Source organism: Bacillus cereus group sp. MYBK227-1 (assembly GCF_051916325.1).
GTDB classification, from domain to species: Bacteria; Bacillota; Bacilli; order Bacillales; family Bacillaceae_G; genus Bacillus_A; species Bacillus_A cereus.
In genome coordinates this window covers 400,782-417,990 of sequence record NZ_JBQAGK010000003.1, presented here as the reverse complement: position 1 = coordinate 417,990, position 17,209 = coordinate 400,782, and the positions used below count along the sequence as shown (strand labels likewise).

Here is a 17,209-nt window from a genome sequence, read left to right as displayed (position 1 = left end):
AAGAGTTTTTTTAAAATTCTTATTTTCACTACCATTTAAAAAGTAAAAGAAATGTAACTCTTACTAGAGAGAGGAACTTACATGATGATATATCTTGACTATGCAGCTACTACACCTATGAGCGAGGAAGCGTTACAAACATATATGAAAGCAGCTTCACAATACTTCGGAAATGAACAAAGTTTACATGATATTGGAGGAACGGCTTCTTCTTTATTACAAGTTTGCCGAAAAACATTTGCGGAAATGATTGGAGGCAAAGAACAAGGAGTATTTTTCACAAGCGGTGGATCGGAATCGAACTATCTTGCGATTCAATCACTTCTAAATGCCCGAAATAAGAAGCATATTATTACGACACCTATGGAACATGCATCCATTCGAAGTTATTTTCAATCTCTAAAATCAAAAGGCTATACGCTCACTGAAATTCCTGTTGATAAAAATGGACTCATTTGTTTAGTAGATTTAGAGGCAGCTATTACGGAAGATACTGTGCTAGCAAGTATACAGCATGGAAACTCTGAAATCGGAACCGTTCAAAACATTACAGAAATCGGGGCACTTTTAAAAAAATATAATGTTTTATTTCATACGGATTGTGTGCAAACGTTTGGTAAACTGCCTATCCATGTTTTTGAGATGGGGATTGATAGTCTTTCTGTTTCAGCACATAAAATATACGGACCAAAAGGTGTCGGCGCTTGCTACATAAATCCGCAAACTCGCTGGGAACAAGTATTTCCAGGAACTTCTCACGAAAAAGGATTTCGCCCAGGTACAGTGAACGTTCCCGGCATCGCATCTTTTTTAACAGCTGCTGAAAATATATTAAAAACTCAATGGGAAGAAAGTTTACGTTTTAAAGAGTTACGATCCTACTTTTTAGAGCAAATACAAACACTTCCGCTAGAAATTGAAGTAGAAGGTCATTCTACTTCTTGTTTACCACATATTGTTGGGGTTACAATAAAAGGAATAGAAGGTCAATATACTATGCTAGAATGTAATCGCCATGGTATCGCCATTTCCACCGGAAGTGCTTGCCAAGTCGGTAAACAAGAACCTTCGAAAACTATGCTTGCAATTGGAAAAACGTATGAAGAGGCAAAACAATATGTCCGCTTCTCTTTCGGACAACAAACAACGAAAGATCAAATTGATACTACTATTCATGCACTACACACAATTGGAAATCAATTTTATAGAGGTGTTAAATCATAATGAAACAAAATGAACAAAAAAAGATTTTAGGTGAAGAAAGACGACAACTTATCCTCCAGTGGCTTCTTGCTGCAAATGAACCGTTATCGGGGAATGAACTATCGAAAAAGACGAACGTAAGTAGACAAGTTATCGTGCAAGATATTTCCTTGCTTAAAGCACGAAACGAACCAATTATTGCGACTGCTCAAGGTTATTTATATTTAAAGCCACAAGAGAAGCAACAAACTTTTGAACGCGTAATCGTATGCCAACATAAACCAGCAGAAGTACGTCAGGAACTTACAATGCTTGTTGACCATGGCGTTACGATTAAAGACGTAAAAGTTGAGCATCCTGTATACGGTGACTTAACAGCCTCCATTATGGTAAGCAATCGCTTTGATGTAGAGCAATATTTACAAAAAATCGAAAACACAAATGCTTCCTATCTTTCACAACTAACAGATGGTATTCACTTACATACAATCGAGGCAGATTCTAAAGAAAAATTAGATGCTGCTTGTGAGGCGTTAGATAAAGCAGGATTTCTCGTTTATTAATGTAAAGCACAGAGTTTTTATCATTCTCTGTGCTTTTTTAATGCTATAATATTGTAATCAATCGTAAAGGAGATCAAATATGGGAATTGAACTCGTTCACTTTAGCATTGGCAAACCGAAACAAATGAAATATGGCGAAGATAAAGAAATGATAACAGGTATATGTAAAGATCCTACAGAAGAGGCCTTTCTCTCAAAAGACGGATTTCGTGGTGATGACGTAGCGGATTTAAAACATCACGGCGGACCTGATCGCGCTGTTTGTGTGTACCCACACGAGCATTACGCACTATGGGAAGAGGAATTTCAAACTACGCTTCCCGCTTCCACATTTGGTGAAAACATTACCGTAACAAATATGTTAGAGCATGACGTATGCATCGGAGATACATATCAACTAGGCGAAGCAATCATTCAAGTAACGCAAGCTCGCGTACCTTGTAGCACAATTTCAAAACGTCTTGGCATCCCTGGCATACTGCCGCGTATTGTAGCAACTGGATTTACTGGCTACCTATGCCGCGTTCTTCAAGAAGGTACTGTACGTAAAGATTCAAAAATTACATTACTAGAACGTCCATCAAGCAATGTTTCTGTTTTATTCTCTAACGAAATTTATTTTCATAATAGAAAAGATAAAGATGGCATCGAGAAGATTCTTGCTGTTCCAGAACTAGCTGATATTTGGCGTGGTCAATTAGAAGATCGTCTTGCGAAGTTAAAATAAAGAATCCCACCTTCTGCAGGTGGGATTTTATTAATCTATTAAAAAATATATTAGGCAATGAAATGATATTGACGATTAGACAAACACCAACATTCCATCTACATCTTACAACCAATAAGAAGAATAACTCCCCAGCACAGTAACAGAAAAACCGAGTGCTTCAAGTTCCATCGTTACGCCTGGCAATAATACGTCATCGTATGCTTTATCGACATCGATTAAGAAAAAGTAATTTCCAAGACCTGTTTTCATCGGACGCGATTCGATTTTTGATAAGTTTAATTTTCTCCATGCGAAAGCTGATAACACTTGATATAGGGCACCTGCATAATCTGCAGGTAACGTTATCATAAGCGTCGTTTTCTCTCCGCGGTTCTCTCCGTTATTCGGGAGTACTGCTTTCTTTTTCTTATGGAGTACTAAGAAACGTGTATGATTATTTTTATGCGTATGAATACTACGTCTCACAATTGTTAATCCGTATTTTTCTGCAGCCGCTTCATTTGCAATAGCGGCAATTTTCTCTTCAGGATGTTCTTTCACATATTGTGCAGCAGCACTTGTAGATGTCATATCTCGAACAGTTACTCCTTTTAATTCTTCATTTAAAAATTTATGGCACTGTGCAATGGCATGCGGATGAGAATGCACTGCATATACTTCTTCCCACACTTCTGCATACTGCGGATGTACAAGTAAATGCTGCTGAATTGGTACTGTAATTTCTCCTACAATGGAAAGCGGCTGCTCATGTACAAGGTAATCAACCGTTATATTCACTGAACCTTCTATTGCATTTTCTAACGGTACAACTGCGAAGTCTACATTTTCATTTGCAGCTGCATCTATACAATCTGGAATCGTTCGATACGGTACATGCTCTGCTTCTGGAAAAAAACGACTCACCGCCATATTTGTAAATGTTGCTTCTGGTCCTAAATATCCTACTCGAATCATCGTCTTTTCCCCTCTTTTTCGTTTTCTTACTGTTATACCATACTTTTTTATATTCTTCTATGTAAATTTCGAATATTTAAAAAAGACTAGCATTCGCTAGTCTAAATGTTTCTTATACTCTCTTTGAGCGAAGAAGAAATAAATGATACATGCTGCGATATAAAACAGAATGAACAAACCTACTTTTCTTAATGATCCATCCATAAAAAGCGTATTATGAAACGTATATAATGCAACTGCACTATGCATACTCCCTACTATAATTGGCGCAAAAAATAGCATACATAATTGCCAACGAGAAATTTTCCATACTTCTTCCTTCGTCATTCCAAGTTTAGAGAGTGCACCATACTGCTTTCGGTCCGATGCAATATTATGGAACCATTTAAAATACACGATACTACATGAAGTGAGAAAGAATAATATACTAATAAATGAGCCTACAAATAGAGTAATATCGCCGACTTCTTTCATATTTACATACAACTCCATATTGCTTCGAAATGCATTATTATTATCTTGTTTTATATGTCTCCGTAAATCTTCATTTAATTTCTTCGTCTTTTCGATATTTGATAATGTGTAGCCTCTATATATCATTTTTTCAGAATCAGGAACCTGATTTGCTATACTGTCAAAATCTTCATCATTCATAACGAAGAACAGACCATTAATGTACGAAGGGTGATGGTTAAATTGAACCCCTTCTTTCTGACCGTTAAATACGAATTGATATGGTTGATTCATTACTTGCAATTGAATCTCTTTTTGATTATATACATTCGAATTATTGTATTTATTATAATAAACGAGTGTCACTGTACCTTTTTTAGGACGATACGTTTTCTGTCTTTGTTTCCTTGCTTCTTGGTTATATTCACTTTCTTTTATAAGCGGTACTATTGTTGTTTCTCCCTTATTAGACTGAAAGGATGCATAAACTCCAACAAAACTCATATATTGAAAATCATCATACTCATAGTGATGCAGTAATTTTTCAACCGCACCTTCCTCAAAGACTTCATGAGTAGAAATACCTTTTTCTATGTACGAAAACGAGTGTACCCCTCCAGTTCGCCACATATCTTGCATGCTAGAAAAATATAAGAACACCGTACCTGTTGCTGTAACTACAAACGTCGTTGCCATAGACATCAGAAAGAAAAAGCGACTATTTTCCTTCATTCGATGTGACAATTGATTCACTATAAATAAATACGGATATGTATACATAATCTTTTTATTTCGCTTTATCATTTCTAACACTTGGGTAGCTCCATGTGTAAAAGAAAAGTACGTTCCAAAAAAGACAAGTATAGACACAGGGAAAAAGTATATTGCTATCGTAGTCATCGTCACTTGTAGCGCCAACGCATACCCGCCCACTAAACAAGCAAAACCGAATAAACAAAGCCACTTTGATGTTTTCTTCTCTTTTTTATCTGTTCGAAATTCTTTCAATAACCGAATGATTTTTATATTCCATATACGTAAAGCACTTATAAAAGATAACAAAATAAAAACGACCATATATGTAATAAATGTTACACCAATCGCCCTTACGTCAAATATCACAGGGAGTTCTTTCGGAAGCCCCAGTAACATACTAAATACCATAAAAAAGAGTTTTAAAAATATCATACCGAGCACAATACCGAAAATATTCGCGAAGACCCCGATTAAAATTTGTTCGGTCATAATCATTCCTATTACGTTAGATTTCGTTGCTCCCATTAACATATATAACCCTAATTCTTTCTTACGTGCTTCTATGAAAATAGAAGTAGAGTACAAAATAAATATGACGAAAAAAGAAATGATTATAACATTACATATGATAAGTCCCCAACGTACGTTTTGATACCACATCGTCTCTTGCATATACGGATGCACAATGACAGACATATATGCGTAAGAAGCAAATACTGCAAAACAACTACTTAAGAAAAACACTTTATAATTACGCCAATTTCCTTTTATATTTTGCAGCGCTAGTTGCCAAATGTTCATCTATCGTCCTCCTGTAACTTACTACATAGGCAAAAAGCTAGAGGTTCCCCTAGCTTTTTACGTGTTTTAAATATCCTCTTTGCGCGATCATAAAGTAAATGGCAGAAGCTAAAATGTATGCTCCAATTACAAGCGCACCTGATTTCCATAAATCAATATAAAGCATTTTCCCTAACGTATGAAGAGCAACTCCACTATGAATGGAACCGATTAAAATTGGGATAAAGAAGATAACTCCCATTTGTCGAATCGCAATTTTGCGAATTTCTTTATCTGTCATACCGATTCTCTTTAACGATTTAAATTGAATACGATCTTGTTCTTTATCGTTAAACCATTTAAAGTATGTCATACTACAAGCGAAGAAGAAGAACAGTACCGCTACGAAGAAACCGATGAACATTGTAATTGCTCCACCTTCTCTTATATCCTTATACGCAAACACTGAATTTCTCAATTCTCCTTGCTTTTCTGGTGCAATTTCATTTTTCAAATCTAATACAAGATTTTCTGTATTTTTCCAATCCTCGATATAATAACCGTAATATTTCGTCTTTTCTTCATCTGGTACGAGTTTTGCATATTTCTCAAAATCTTGATCATTTACAATAAGATATTCACTATCATTAAAAACAGAATACTGCGTTGGATTATTTAATTGAACAGACTGCTTTTGCCCGTTAATTGTAAATTCATACGGTTTCGTACGATCTATCTTCATCAGTTCATTTGACATATCAACCATAACCATCGTTGCACTACCTGGTGCATTATGAACTTCTGTAGGTTGCTCTCTCTTTTGTTTGCGCACTTCTGCATTATATTCTTTTTCTGAAATAATCGTCATCGGTACTTCATGTTCACTATTAAACAACGTTATTTTCTGTGTTGCCGGTAGTTTAACGTAGGTTACTTTTCGCGCATCTTCAAACCCGTGTCTCTTCACAAGCTCCTGTACCTTTTCTTCATTAATAAGATTATGCGTATTTAACCCCTTTTCCTCATATGAAATAGCATGTGGTGTAAGTTCTACCGTTTTCGCACTCATATTTTCAAAATATACGTACAGTGTACCTACTGCTGAAGATACTACCGCCGTAATAATAGAAATTACAAATAGAAAACGAGCATTATCTTTCATTTTATAAATAAGATTGCTAAGAACAAACATATTTGGATACGTATAGAAAGATTGCTTTCTTTTTTGTAATGCTTTTAATACAACTGTACTACCTTGTGTAAATAATAAATACGTTCCGCCAATTGTCAGTCCTACCACCGGTAAAAAGAGGATGAGGAAATTCAGAAACGTTACTTGGAAGCTAAGTACATATGCAACAATAATACATCCTATACCAACTACACATAACCATGTAAATGCAAACGGCTCTACTTTTTGCTTTCTAGCTTCTCTTAATAAATCAATAATTTGCAAGCGTCCTACCGTCCAAACGCTAAACAATGATAGGATTAAAAATAGGATAAAGTATACGCCAGCTGTAATAAGAACTGCTTTACTATTCCAAACAAGTGGAAGTGTCTTATCTATTTTCAATAATACGCTTAACGCTTGGAAAAATAATTTTGAACAAAGCATTCCAACCCCAATACCAATTACAATTGCAATACTACCTAACATCAGTTGCTCTAATATAATCATTCGGCCGAGCTGCGATTTCGTTCCGCCTATTAATGTTAGTAGACCAAACTCTTTTTTTCTTGCTCGTAAAAACGTTGAATTTGCATATAAAATAAAGAGTGCCGAGAAGATGACCACAATATAATTCATCGATTCTAATCCTTTTGTGATCATCTTTCTCATACTAATATTACCGCTTACGACATCTGGATGATAAATAAAAGAAGCATACATGAAAAATACGACAATCGATAAACAACTACTTATAAGAAACGCTTTATAGTTACGCCAATTTCCTTTTACGTTATTAAGCGCGAGCTGGCGAAAGTTCATGATATTCTCCTCCTAGCATCGCAAGTACGTCCAGAATTTCTTGGAAAAAGGCTTGTTTCGTTCTTCCTTTATGTATTTCCGAGAAAATTTCCCCATCGCGTATGAAAAGGATACGTTCACAATAACTAGCCGCTACTGGATCGTGCGTAACCATTGCAATCGTTACTTTCTTTTGCTCGTGTAAATCTTGCAGAGCGCCCATTAGCGATTTCGCTGACTTCGAGTCTAAGTTTCCAGTTGGCTCATCTGCTAAAATTAACGTCGGTTCATGAATGATTGCTCTCGCTGCTGCTGCACGTTGTTGTTGTCCCCCAGATACTTCGTATACTTTTTTATTTAATATTTCTTCAATATTTAAGAACTTTGCAATCTCAAGCACTTTTGCATCTATTTCATTTACAGATTTCTTCGCCATTACAAGAGGTAAAATAATATTTTCTTTAATCGATAGCGTATCAAGTAAATTAAAATCTTGAAAGATGAACCCTAAATGTGTACGGCGAAACTCCGCTAATTTTGCAGCACGCATTTGATTAATTTCTTCACCATTTACAAGCACATGACCTGAAGTTTGCTTATCAATTGTTGCTAATAAATTTAAAAGCGTCGTTTTCCCGCTTCCTGAAGGACCCATAATCCCTACAAATTCGCCTTCTTCTATTTTAAAATTTATATCGTTTAAAGCAGTCGTCGCTACTGAACCTTTTGATTGGTACACCTTCGTTAATCCTTTTACTTCAAGAACACTCATTTCTAATCCCCCTACATGTTTTCTTCTTACATTTACTATAAGAAAAATAAGAAAAAGAAACGAGTGATTTCCCTTACAAAACGTTTTGTTATCTTACAGTTTTGTCATTTTTCTCATCAATGTATGATATTCTTCATCTTTTGCAAATTGGAACGTGAATGTTGTCCCTTCTCCTTCAGCCGATTGAACATACATTCCATGATGTAAATTATCGCAAATTTCCTTCGTAATATATAAACCCATTCCAGTCGCTTCTCTCGTTTTACGGCCATTTACCCCCGTAAAGAATGGATCAAATATACGCTTTACATCTTGCTCTGGAATACCGATTCCATTGTCCTTAATATGTAATAACACCTTTTGGTCTTTCTCTTCAATTTGAAATTGAATTTCTTTTTTCTCTGCCGCTGAAATTTTTGTATACTTAATTGCGTTTACAACAATTTGACCTATAGCAATACTTAGCCATTTTCTATCAGAGGCAACCATACAAGTATCTTCTTCAAACATCACTTTCGGAAATACAGACGATTGAATGAAGGATTTCCGATTTTCATTAATAATACCTCGCACGACATCTATAACATTTACTACTTCTACCTTATAATCTTTCGCAAACTGCTCTAGTCTTGCCATATGTAACGCTAAATCTAAACCATTTAGTATACGGTTATTTTCTTCACGAATACTTTCAACTGTTGCTCTTGCCTCACGATGCTCTTTGCCAAACTTTTGCAGCAATAATTCAATAACAGATACTGGTGTTTTCATTTGGTGAATCCATTGGTTCATAAATATCATTTGCTGTTGCTCTTTCGCATGCTGTTTATGAACTTCATTCATATATTGCTGTCTTAATAACGTAAAAGATTCAACGACCATTTCTTGCTCTGATGTATAAGATTCATCAATAAGTAAAGAGTCATGTAATGTATTTCCACCAGTAACATACTTTTCGATCCTCTTTAAAAACACACTCCGTTTTCGGTAATCGTAAATGAGGTATACAGTAAACACAACTGTTCCTAATAAAAGTCCATATAACCATGTACTCCAATCAATGGATCGCTTTTCTAAAAGACTTTGCAACTGTAAAACGAGCCCAAATAAACAAAGGCTAACAATATAAGAAAGAATTAAAGAAAAGCGGTCCATGAGGTAAATTTTAACCTTCATGCCCTTCGCCCCACTCCGTAAGAAGCGCATAACCATATCCACGTTTCGTTACAATTGCATTTTTAATGCCTAACTCCTCTAGTTTCTTCCTTACACGTTTTACATTTACGGTTAATGTATTATCATCCACAAATGCTACTTCATCCCATAGAGCTTCTAACAGTTCTTCGCGCGTTACATATTGATTCACCTGTTTCATTAAACACTCTAATAAGTAAAACTCATTTTTTGTCAGTTCAGTTTGTTGTCCTTGCCACTCAACAATATGCTGAGACGGGAATAACAACAGTCCATTTACACCTAAACAATCACTCTCAGCAGCAGAAGCATACTCTCCGTAACCACGGCGAAGCGCACTCTTCACCTTTGCCATTACGATATCTAAATGGAATGGCTTCGTAATATAATCATCGCCGCCATTTTCAATCGCCATTACTTGGTCCATTTCTCCTGTTCTTGCAGAAACAAAAATAATTGGCGCATTCGATACAGTACGAATTTGACGACACCAATAAAAACCGTCAAAGTACGGTAAATTAATATCAAGTAACACGAGATGAGGATTCACTTTTACAAACTCATCTTTTATTTGACGTAAATCACTTGCTCTAAATGATTGATAGCCATATCTTTCTAAATGCTCTTCTAATATTCCCGCGATTTTCTCATCATCTTCTACAATTAATATTTTATACATGTTCGTTTTCTCCCCATAAAAAATTCTTCTAAAAACCACTCCCCTTTTTATTATAAATTGAAAATTTAATTAGTGGGGATTTTTTCCTATACAAATCCGATTTTTACGATATAAAAAAAGACTGCCGTATTTCGGCAGTCTTAATCGATAAATTCAAATTCATATTCAAGAATTTTTACAATATCTCCGTCTTTTGCACCACGTGCACGAAGCGCTTCATCAATACCCATTCCGCGCATTTGACGAGCGAAACGACGTACAGATTCATCACGTGAGAAGTCTGTCATCTTGAATGTTTTCTCGATATCGTAACCAGAGATAACAAACGTGCCATCACTTTCACGTGTAATTTCAAATTTAACACCTTCAGTATCAAATTTGTACATTACACTTGTATCAGACTCATCCGCAACTTCATGTATTGGGAATTCTGGTGTTGTTTCTATTAAGTTCGCTACTTCAAACAGTAAGTCACGAACACCTTGTCTTGTTACAGCTGAGATTGGGAAGATTTTTACTTCGTCTCCCACTTTCTCTTTAAATGCTTGTAAGTTTTCTTCTGCATCTGGCATATCCATTTTGTTTGCAACAACAACTTGCGGGCGCTCAGTTAAGCGAAGATTGTATTCTTTCAATTCATTATTAATCGTTACGTAATCTTCATATGGATCACGGCCTTCTAAACCAGACATATCAATAACATGCACGATTACACGTGTACGCTCAATATGACGTAAGAATTGGTGTCCAAGTCCGACGCCAGCATGTGCGCCTTCAATTAGTCCTGGAAGGTCAGCCATAACGAAGCTGCGGTTATCACCAGTTTCAACAACACCAAGATTCGGAACGATTGTTGTGAAGTGATACTCTGCAATTTTCGGACGCGCTGATGATACAACAGATAATAATGTAGATTTACCTACACTTGGGAATCCAACAAGTCCAACGTCTGCTAGTACTTTAAGTTCTAGAATAACATCACGCTCTTGACCTGGTTCCCCGTTCTCAGCGATTTCTGGCGCTGGGTTCGTAGCTGTTGCGAAACGTGAGTTACCACGGCCACCACGGCCACCTTTTGCAATTACAGCAGTTTGTCCATGCGTTACTAAATCGGCAAGAATTTGACCAGTTTTTTCATCTTTTACTACTGTTCCTGGCGGAACCTTTACAAGTAAATCTTCAGATTTACGTCCGTGCTGACCTTTACTCATTCCGTGCTGACCGCGATCAGCTTTGAAATGACGTTGGTAGCGGAAGTCCATTAATGTACGTAAGCCTTCCTCAACTACGAAAACAACATCTGCACCTTTACCTCCGTCGCCACCTGCTGGGCCACCTTTTGGTACATACTTCTCACGACGATACGCAACCATACCATTACCACCGTCGCCGCCTTTTACATATATCTTGACCTGATCTACAAACATTATTTCACCACACTTTTTTCAATTGGTTGTAATATAACTGAGACTTCTTCGTCTCGCACTGTATAAGAAATGGAATACCATTTATTGTTTTGGGTCGCAAGCCAATTCTGTAGTTCTTCTACACTCGTTAGCTTACCACGAAAATCAAAAAAGAAACGAGCATTATCCGCGTCACATTCAATTGTGATACAAACATAATTTTCAACATATACGTCTAAACTATGCTGAAGCATCGAGAAAAATTGATTCGTCCATGTACATACAGTCTCATCTAAGTGAGATAAGTTATGTAATTTCCCTAATACTTCGTACTCCAATAAGCACGGCTGCTGTTTCCAATTATATGTTAAAATCCACTCTGAAAATAAAGGCATTGATAGCCCCATCAGATTGGATTCTTGTCTCGCTTCTTGGACAAAACGATCGATGAGACTATGAATTTCTTCCACTTTTCCAAGGGAAAGGTTTCCTTTCACCATCTGCATACGATTGAGCCAATCATGTCTTGAATGGCGCAATGCATCTATAATTGTCCATTTTTCATTCATTTAGATACCCCTTAATATAGAAAAACTCTAACCTGCACTCAGGTTAGAGTTTTCCGTGAGTTCTTATGCTTCTTGAGCAACAGGATATACGCTCACTTGTTTGCGGTCACGACCAAGACGCTCAAAGCGTACTACGCCGTCAACTTTCGCGTATAAAGTGTCATCGCCACCACGACCAACGTTAACACCTGGATAAATTTTTGTACCGCGTTGACGGTAAAGAATTGAACCACCTGTAACCGTTTGACCATCTGCGCGTTTAGCACCAAGACGTTTTGACTGAGAGTCACGACCGTTCTTTGTACTACCTACACCTTTCTTAGATGCGAAAAACTGAAGATCTAATCTTAACATACGTTACACCTCCTGCACTTTTTCTATTAAACGGATATACTTTCCGTAATCAAGTTCGATCGTCTTAAGCGAAACAACTAATCCTTCTAAAAGCGTTTGTGCTTTTTCTGCTGCATGAACGTCTAAATCATTAGGCAATTCATACGTTAAGAATCCGCCATCACTTCCGAGTTCAATAGTTGCTTGCACATTACAAAGTTCTTCCACTGCATTTATAGAACCAAACACAACCGCTGTAGTTCCAGCACAGACAAGGTCTTGTCCATGTGGCGCATAATCGGCATGTCCAGTCATTTTAAATGATTGGATACTTCCTAATTTCGTGCGACTTATCATAATTTTAATCATGTTAACCAGAATTAAGCGTTGATAGCTTCAACAACTAGCTTAGTGTAAGGTTGACGATGACCTTGTTTCTTACGATTGTTCTTTTTCGCTTTGTATTTGAAAACGATGATTTTCTTAGCGCGACCTTGTTTTTCAACTTTCGCAGTAACTGTTGCACCTTCTACAACTGGGCTACCAACTTTAACGTTTTCGCCACCAACGAAAAGAACTTTGTCAAAAGTAACAGTTTCACCAGCTTCAACATCTAATTTTTCAATGTAGATTGCTTGACCAGCTTCAACTTTAATTTGTTTTCCACCTGTTTCGATAATTGCGTACATACTTGCACCTCCTCTTAATTACTAAGACTCGCCAAAAACGAGGTAGACATAAATGCCTTTAGGGAACCTGTCTTGTGCGGTTGTAGCATATAGCCGTTTAGGTGCTATAAACTATAACATAAAGATGTTATCATGAATCATAGACGGTTGTCAATAAATGTTCTGCTAACTATTTTTTCCGTTCTACAATTTCTTTTTTACTTCCAAAACGAACGATAGCATACTTTTCGATAATATCATCTTTGAAATAAATTTCAAATGGAATATTTTTTTGTAATCCTTTTTGCAAAAACTGTTTTTGCAGTTCTTTAGGCGCAGCGATTAATACTGCTTCATCTTCTATATTGCCATATGTGATTAGTTCTCTCTCTAACTCATACGCAATTGTTTCATGCGACATCACATAACCCGTCGCTTTGCAAGGTACACACTCTTTTAATAATACGTCCCGTAAAGAATGCTTTTTACGTTTACGTGTCATTTCCAAAATCCCTAGCTCCGTAAAACCGAGCACCCTTGTATATGTTCGGTCATCTTGCATAGCAGCTATGAGACATTCTCTTACCTTTTCTTTATCTTCTCTTTTTTTCATATTAATAAAATCAATTAATATCATACCACCAATATCACGAAGTCTTAATTGGCGTGCAATTTCTTCAGCGGCTAGCTCATTTGTGCGAAGTACTGTATCTTGTAAATTTTGTTTTCCCGTAAACTTGCCCGTATTCACATCAATTACAGTCATCGTCTCCATTTGTTCTACAATTAAATAAGCACCATTTGGAAGCCAAACAATTTTTTGGAGTGCTTTCTCAATCTCACGCTCTATTCCAAAATGGTTAAACATCGAAGACTTTTCATTATAAAAAGATACTTTTTCTTTTCCAACTTTGTCTTCTAATTCCTTTACTATACTTCTTGTATCTACAACTACTTTTTCAATTGTTTCAATTGGGTTCTCTTGAAATACACGATCTAAAAAGGTCGCCGGTCGATGAAGTAATAACGGCACCTTTCCTTGACCCTCTTTTCTTTTTAACTCTTCATACAACTGTTGTAATCCTTGCATTTCAGCTTGTATTTCTTCAATTGCTCCTTTTTCAGAAGCAGAACGGAAAATGTACCCCCCCGTTCCCTCTATTTCAATTTGGAGTAACTGTTGTCTTCTTTTATTATTTTTTATTTTTCGAGAAACAGCGCGCATCTCATCAAACGGCATATAAACGACATATTTCCCGGTAAATTCTATATTCGCTGTCAATTTAGGCCCTTTCGTATCAATTGCCTCTTTCACAACTTGTACGAGTATCGCTTGCCCTTCATGTATACGATAAGAAGATGGTACATCATCGTATGAAAGGTAAGCATGTTTTTCTAAACCGATGTTTACAAAAGCTGCATTCATTCCAGCAATTGTTCTTACGACACGTCCAACATAAATATGCCCAACAATCTCTTGCTCTTCATTACGTTTCCATAAAAACTCAACAATCTTTTTCTTCTCTTCAATTGCAACGCGCTTTTCCGAACCAGCGTAATTCACATATAACGTTTTCAAAATTATTTCCTCACTTTATAATCTTCTTTGCTTTTACAATAATAAAAGGTTAGTGCTATCGTCAACACTAACCGATTAATTCTTCAACTGATGAAGTTGTTCGTTTTTCAGTAAAATATGCATAGAGCAATTCATTTTCATCCAATGTGTAATGCTCTTTATATTTTCCACGGACGATAATAGAATGCTTATATCCTCTACGAAATTTTGTGAAGATCGTATATAAACGATCTTCCGTTTGCACTTCAATAGGTGCAATCTTTTCGATTCCTCTTTTGTTTCCATAATAACGTTCTAATAAAAAACGCATAAATGCATACCGTCTTTGTTTCCACTCTTGATATAATGACACTGCTAAAAATATGAGTAGTACCCACATCATAATATTGTTACTATTCCAGAGTAACTGCCATCCTAATATTACACTAAAAAAAACACATGACAATTGCATCATCTTTTCATGTGCTTGTAAATAAGGGAAACGATATGATAATACATTAAACAATACTTTCCCGCCATCTAACGGCCAAATAGGAAGTAAATTAAATGCTAAAATAATTATATTATTCCACATGAAGAAATAATATAAATCTGCATTCAACCAACCAGCTTTGAACAACATATAACCTACCAGCATCATCCAAACATGTTGAATCGGTCCAGCAATTACGACAACAAGTTCCTCTTTCAATGACTTATTACCATGTTCCTCAAGCTCGGCAACGCCACCAAACGGCAAAAGCTGAATTCTTTTTATACGCCAATTATAGTGTGCTGCTGCAAAAGCATGCCCAAGTTCATGAATAAGAACAATACAAAATAACAGTAGTAACTCTTTAAAACGCGCAGTAAAAATACCAATGACAATAATAACCCAAAATAATGGATGCACGGAAATTTTCGTTAAAACGTCCCTATATTTAATCAAATGATATCACCTGGATCGGATCAATAAATTTCTCATTCTTTTTTATCGCGAAATAAAACTTTCCATTTTTATCATTTGTATCATTACTCACCGTTCCAATTTTTTGTTTCTTTGAAACGTAATCATATAATTTCACTGACATATCGTTTAAGTTTGCATACCATGACTCCGTACCATCTGCATGTTGAATTTGAACTGTATTTCCAAGTTCCTCTTTCTTGCCTGCAAAAACAACTAACCCTTCATTTACTGACTCCACTTTTGCATTTGTAGCTGTTTGGACAAATACACCTTGGCCATTTTTTTGAAACCCTTGCATTACCTTTCCAGAAGCAGGAATTGCATAATCTTTTTGCTGAATACTTCCTTCTTTTTTCTCGTTCGGCGAATAGAATACAAGCGGTTTTCCAAATTGCTTTTCGTACCATTTCGCTACAGTAGCAAACTGAAATTCCTCTTTCATCACTTTTTCTGTAACAGCTTTAGCTCCATTGAATGAAGAAGGAGCATTCTTATATAAAATAGCAACCGAAAGAACTAATATTGCTGATAATAAAACTTTGAAGAAAAAGACTTCCTTTCGAAATAAAGGATGCATTTCCTTTTCTCCATCTTCAATAAATACTGCTTCACTATCAAAATTCCCTCCGTTAAAATACTGCTCTTCCTCCATCCTTTCTTGCTCGGCCTTCCTTTTTGCAATCCGCTTTTTAATTTCTTCTACGCGTCTATTCTTCATACTGTCTCCTTTCTTTCGTTAAGCTAATTTCATTAGAAACAGTTGTATACAGTTTGTACATATGTATGAGCTAAGAAAGAAAGATATTCGTGTGAAGAAAAAAGAAAGCACCTCGCATATGTGCGAAGTGCTCTTAACGGATTCCAAAGAAGTTTTTCACCTTTGCAAATACCGATACCTTTTCTTGTTCAAATGCTTGTAATGGTACATTCTCACCTAACAAGCGTCTTGCAATATTACGATAAGCCAACGCTGCTTTTCCGCTTGGTTGCAACGCCACAGGTTCACCTGTATTTGTAGCTCGAATAACTTCATCGTCATCTTCGACAACACCAAGAAGCTCGATTGACAATGTACGTACAATTTCATCAACATCTAACATATCCTGTTCATGAAGCATATGACTACGTACACGGTTAATAACAAGTTTGGGTGGTTCAATATCCTCTTTTTCTAAAAGCCCAATAATACGATCCGCATCGCGCATTGAGGATACTTCTGGAGTCGTAACAACGATTGCTTTATCCGCACCAGCTACCGCATTTTTAAATCCCTGCTCAATCCCCGCAGGACAATCGATTAATATGTAATCATAATCTTGACGTAATACTTGTATTAATTCATCCATTTGTTCAGGTGTTACCGCTGATTTATCACTCGTTTGTGCTGCAGGTAATAAATAAAGATCATCAAAACGTTTGTCTTTAATAAGAGCCTGAGGTAAACGGCAACGCCCTTCAACGACATCAACAAGATCAAATACAATACGATTTTCCAGCCCCATTACTACGTCTAAATTTCGAAGACCGATATCTGTGTCAATTAAGCACACTTTCTTTCCAGATAACGCTAGGGCCGTACCAATGTTCGCAGATGTAGTAGTTTTACCTACTCCGCCTTTTCCAGATGTAATTACTATTGCCTCTCCCAC

Annotated in this window: 18 protein-coding genes and 1 other annotated feature; of the genes, 3 read left to right on the top strand and 15 right to left on the bottom strand. The window is 36.4% G+C overall.

The features are described from left to right. Positions 1 to 81: 81 nt before the first annotated feature. The 3 genes from ACTFRM_RS15425 to ACTFRM_RS15415 all read left to right on the top strand — a co-directional run bounded on the left by ACTFRM_RS15425 (position 82) and on the right by ACTFRM_RS15415 (position 2,493). Positions 82 to 1,224, top strand: coding sequence for an IscS subfamily cysteine desulfurase (locus ACTFRM_RS15425; protein ID WP_322372367.1), 1,143 nt, complete (start codon positions 82 to 84; stop codon positions 1,222 to 1,224). Further along, positions 1,224 to 1,766, top strand: coding sequence for a transcription repressor NadR (locus ACTFRM_RS15420; RefSeq protein WP_000812275.1), 543 nt, complete (start codon positions 1,224 to 1,226; stop codon positions 1,764 to 1,766). Before ACTFRM_RS15425 ends, ACTFRM_RS15420 begins: the two co-directional genes overlap by 1 nt. Positions 1,767 to 1,845: 79 nt before the next feature. After that, positions 1,846 to 2,493, top strand: a complete 648-nt coding sequence (locus ACTFRM_RS15415; RefSeq protein ID WP_000510666.1) for an MOSC domain-containing protein — start codon at positions 1,846 to 1,848, stop codon at positions 2,491 to 2,493. Positions 2,494 to 2,598: 105 nt separating this feature from the next. On the opposite strand, the gene pheA is transcribed toward ACTFRM_RS15415, so the two are convergent. The 15 genes from pheA to minD form a co-directional block, all read right to left on the bottom strand. Continuing rightward, entirely contained in the window at positions 2,599 to 3,450 is an 852-nt protein-coding gene (gene pheA / locus ACTFRM_RS15410) for a prephenate dehydratase (protein WP_000621705.1), read from the bottom strand. Between the two features lie 96 nt (positions 3,451 to 3,546). Next, entirely contained in the window at positions 3,547 to 5,460 is a 1,914-nt protein-coding gene (locus ACTFRM_RS15405; RefSeq protein WP_322372366.1) for an ABC transporter permease, read from the bottom strand. A 49-nt stretch (positions 5,461 to 5,509) separates the two neighbouring features. Then, positions 5,510 to 7,432, bottom strand: a complete 1,923-nt coding sequence (locus tag ACTFRM_RS15400) for an ABC transporter permease (RefSeq protein ID WP_001011413.1) — start codon at positions 7,430 to 7,432, stop codon at positions 5,510 to 5,512. Then, positions 7,407 to 8,183, bottom strand: a complete 777-nt coding sequence (locus tag ACTFRM_RS15395) for an ABC transporter ATP-binding protein (protein WP_000114529.1) — start codon at positions 8,181 to 8,183, stop codon at positions 7,407 to 7,409. The genes ACTFRM_RS15400 and ACTFRM_RS15395 overlap by 26 nt, the downstream gene beginning before the upstream one ends. A 93-nt stretch (positions 8,184 to 8,276) precedes the next feature. Continuing rightward, positions 8,277 to 9,359, bottom strand: a complete 1,083-nt coding sequence (locus ACTFRM_RS15390) for a HAMP domain-containing histidine kinase (protein ID WP_000865181.1) — start codon at positions 9,357 to 9,359, stop codon at positions 8,277 to 8,279. Continuing rightward, entirely contained in the window at positions 9,349 to 10,056 is a 708-nt protein-coding gene (locus ACTFRM_RS15385; RefSeq protein WP_000276723.1) for a response regulator transcription factor, read from the bottom strand. Before ACTFRM_RS15385 ends, ACTFRM_RS15390 begins: the two co-directional genes overlap by 11 nt. Positions 10,057 to 10,196: 140 nt before the next feature. Beyond that, positions 10,197 to 11,483, bottom strand: a complete 1,287-nt coding sequence (gene obgE / locus ACTFRM_RS15380) for a GTPase ObgE (protein ID WP_000497128.1) — start codon at positions 11,481 to 11,483, stop codon at positions 10,197 to 10,199. Then, complete coding sequence (locus ACTFRM_RS15375; RefSeq protein WP_001003584.1) at positions 11,483 to 12,031, bottom strand: sporulation initiation phosphotransferase B; 549 nt, start codon at positions 12,029 to 12,031, stop codon at positions 11,483 to 11,485. Before ACTFRM_RS15375 ends, obgE begins: the two co-directional genes overlap by 1 nt. A 63-nt stretch (positions 12,032 to 12,094) precedes the next feature. Continuing rightward, complete coding sequence (gene rpmA, locus ACTFRM_RS15370; protein WP_000944958.1) at positions 12,095 to 12,385, bottom strand: 50S ribosomal protein L27; 291 nt, start codon at positions 12,383 to 12,385, stop codon at positions 12,095 to 12,097. Between the two features lie 3 nt (positions 12,386 to 12,388). Further along, positions 12,389 to 12,733 carry a ribosomal-processing cysteine protease Prp gene (locus ACTFRM_RS15365; protein WP_440043447.1) on the bottom strand — a complete coding sequence of 115 codons (345 nt, stop codon included), beginning with the start codon at positions 12,731 to 12,733 and terminating at the stop codon, positions 12,389 to 12,391. Positions 12,734 to 12,744: 11 nt separating this feature from the next. Continuing rightward, entirely contained in the window at positions 12,745 to 13,053 is a 309-nt protein-coding gene (gene rplU / locus ACTFRM_RS15360; protein WP_000270907.1) for a 50S ribosomal protein L21, read from the bottom strand. Between the two features lie 14 nt (positions 13,054 to 13,067). After that, positions 13,068 to 13,145, bottom strand: a sequence feature (ribosomal protein L21 leader region). Between the two features lie 77 nt (positions 13,146 to 13,222). Further along, the gene (locus ACTFRM_RS15355) at positions 13,223 to 14,611 is read right to left on the bottom strand and encodes an Rne/Rng family ribonuclease (protein ID WP_000855491.1); all 1,389 of its coding nucleotides are present in this window, start codon (positions 14,609 to 14,611) and stop codon (positions 13,223 to 13,225) included. Positions 14,612 to 14,678: 67 nt separating this feature from the next. Beyond that, positions 14,679 to 15,539, bottom strand: coding sequence for a stage IV sporulation intramembrane metalloprotease SpoIVFB (gene spoIVFB, locus ACTFRM_RS15350; protein WP_000599058.1), 861 nt, complete (start codon positions 15,537 to 15,539; stop codon positions 14,679 to 14,681). Continuing rightward, positions 15,532 to 16,278: a stage IV sporulation protein SpoIVFA gene (gene spoIVFA / locus ACTFRM_RS15345; protein ID WP_000797471.1), complete on the bottom strand. Its 747-nt coding sequence runs from the start codon at positions 16,276 to 16,278 to the stop codon at positions 15,532 to 15,534. Before spoIVFA ends, spoIVFB begins: the two co-directional genes overlap by 8 nt. A 133-nt stretch (positions 16,279 to 16,411) precedes the next feature. Beyond that, on the bottom strand, positions 16,412 to 17,209 hold the full coding sequence (minD, locus tag ACTFRM_RS15340; RefSeq protein ID WP_000503309.1) for a septum site-determining protein MinD: 798 nt from the start codon (positions 17,207 to 17,209) through the stop codon (positions 16,412 to 16,414).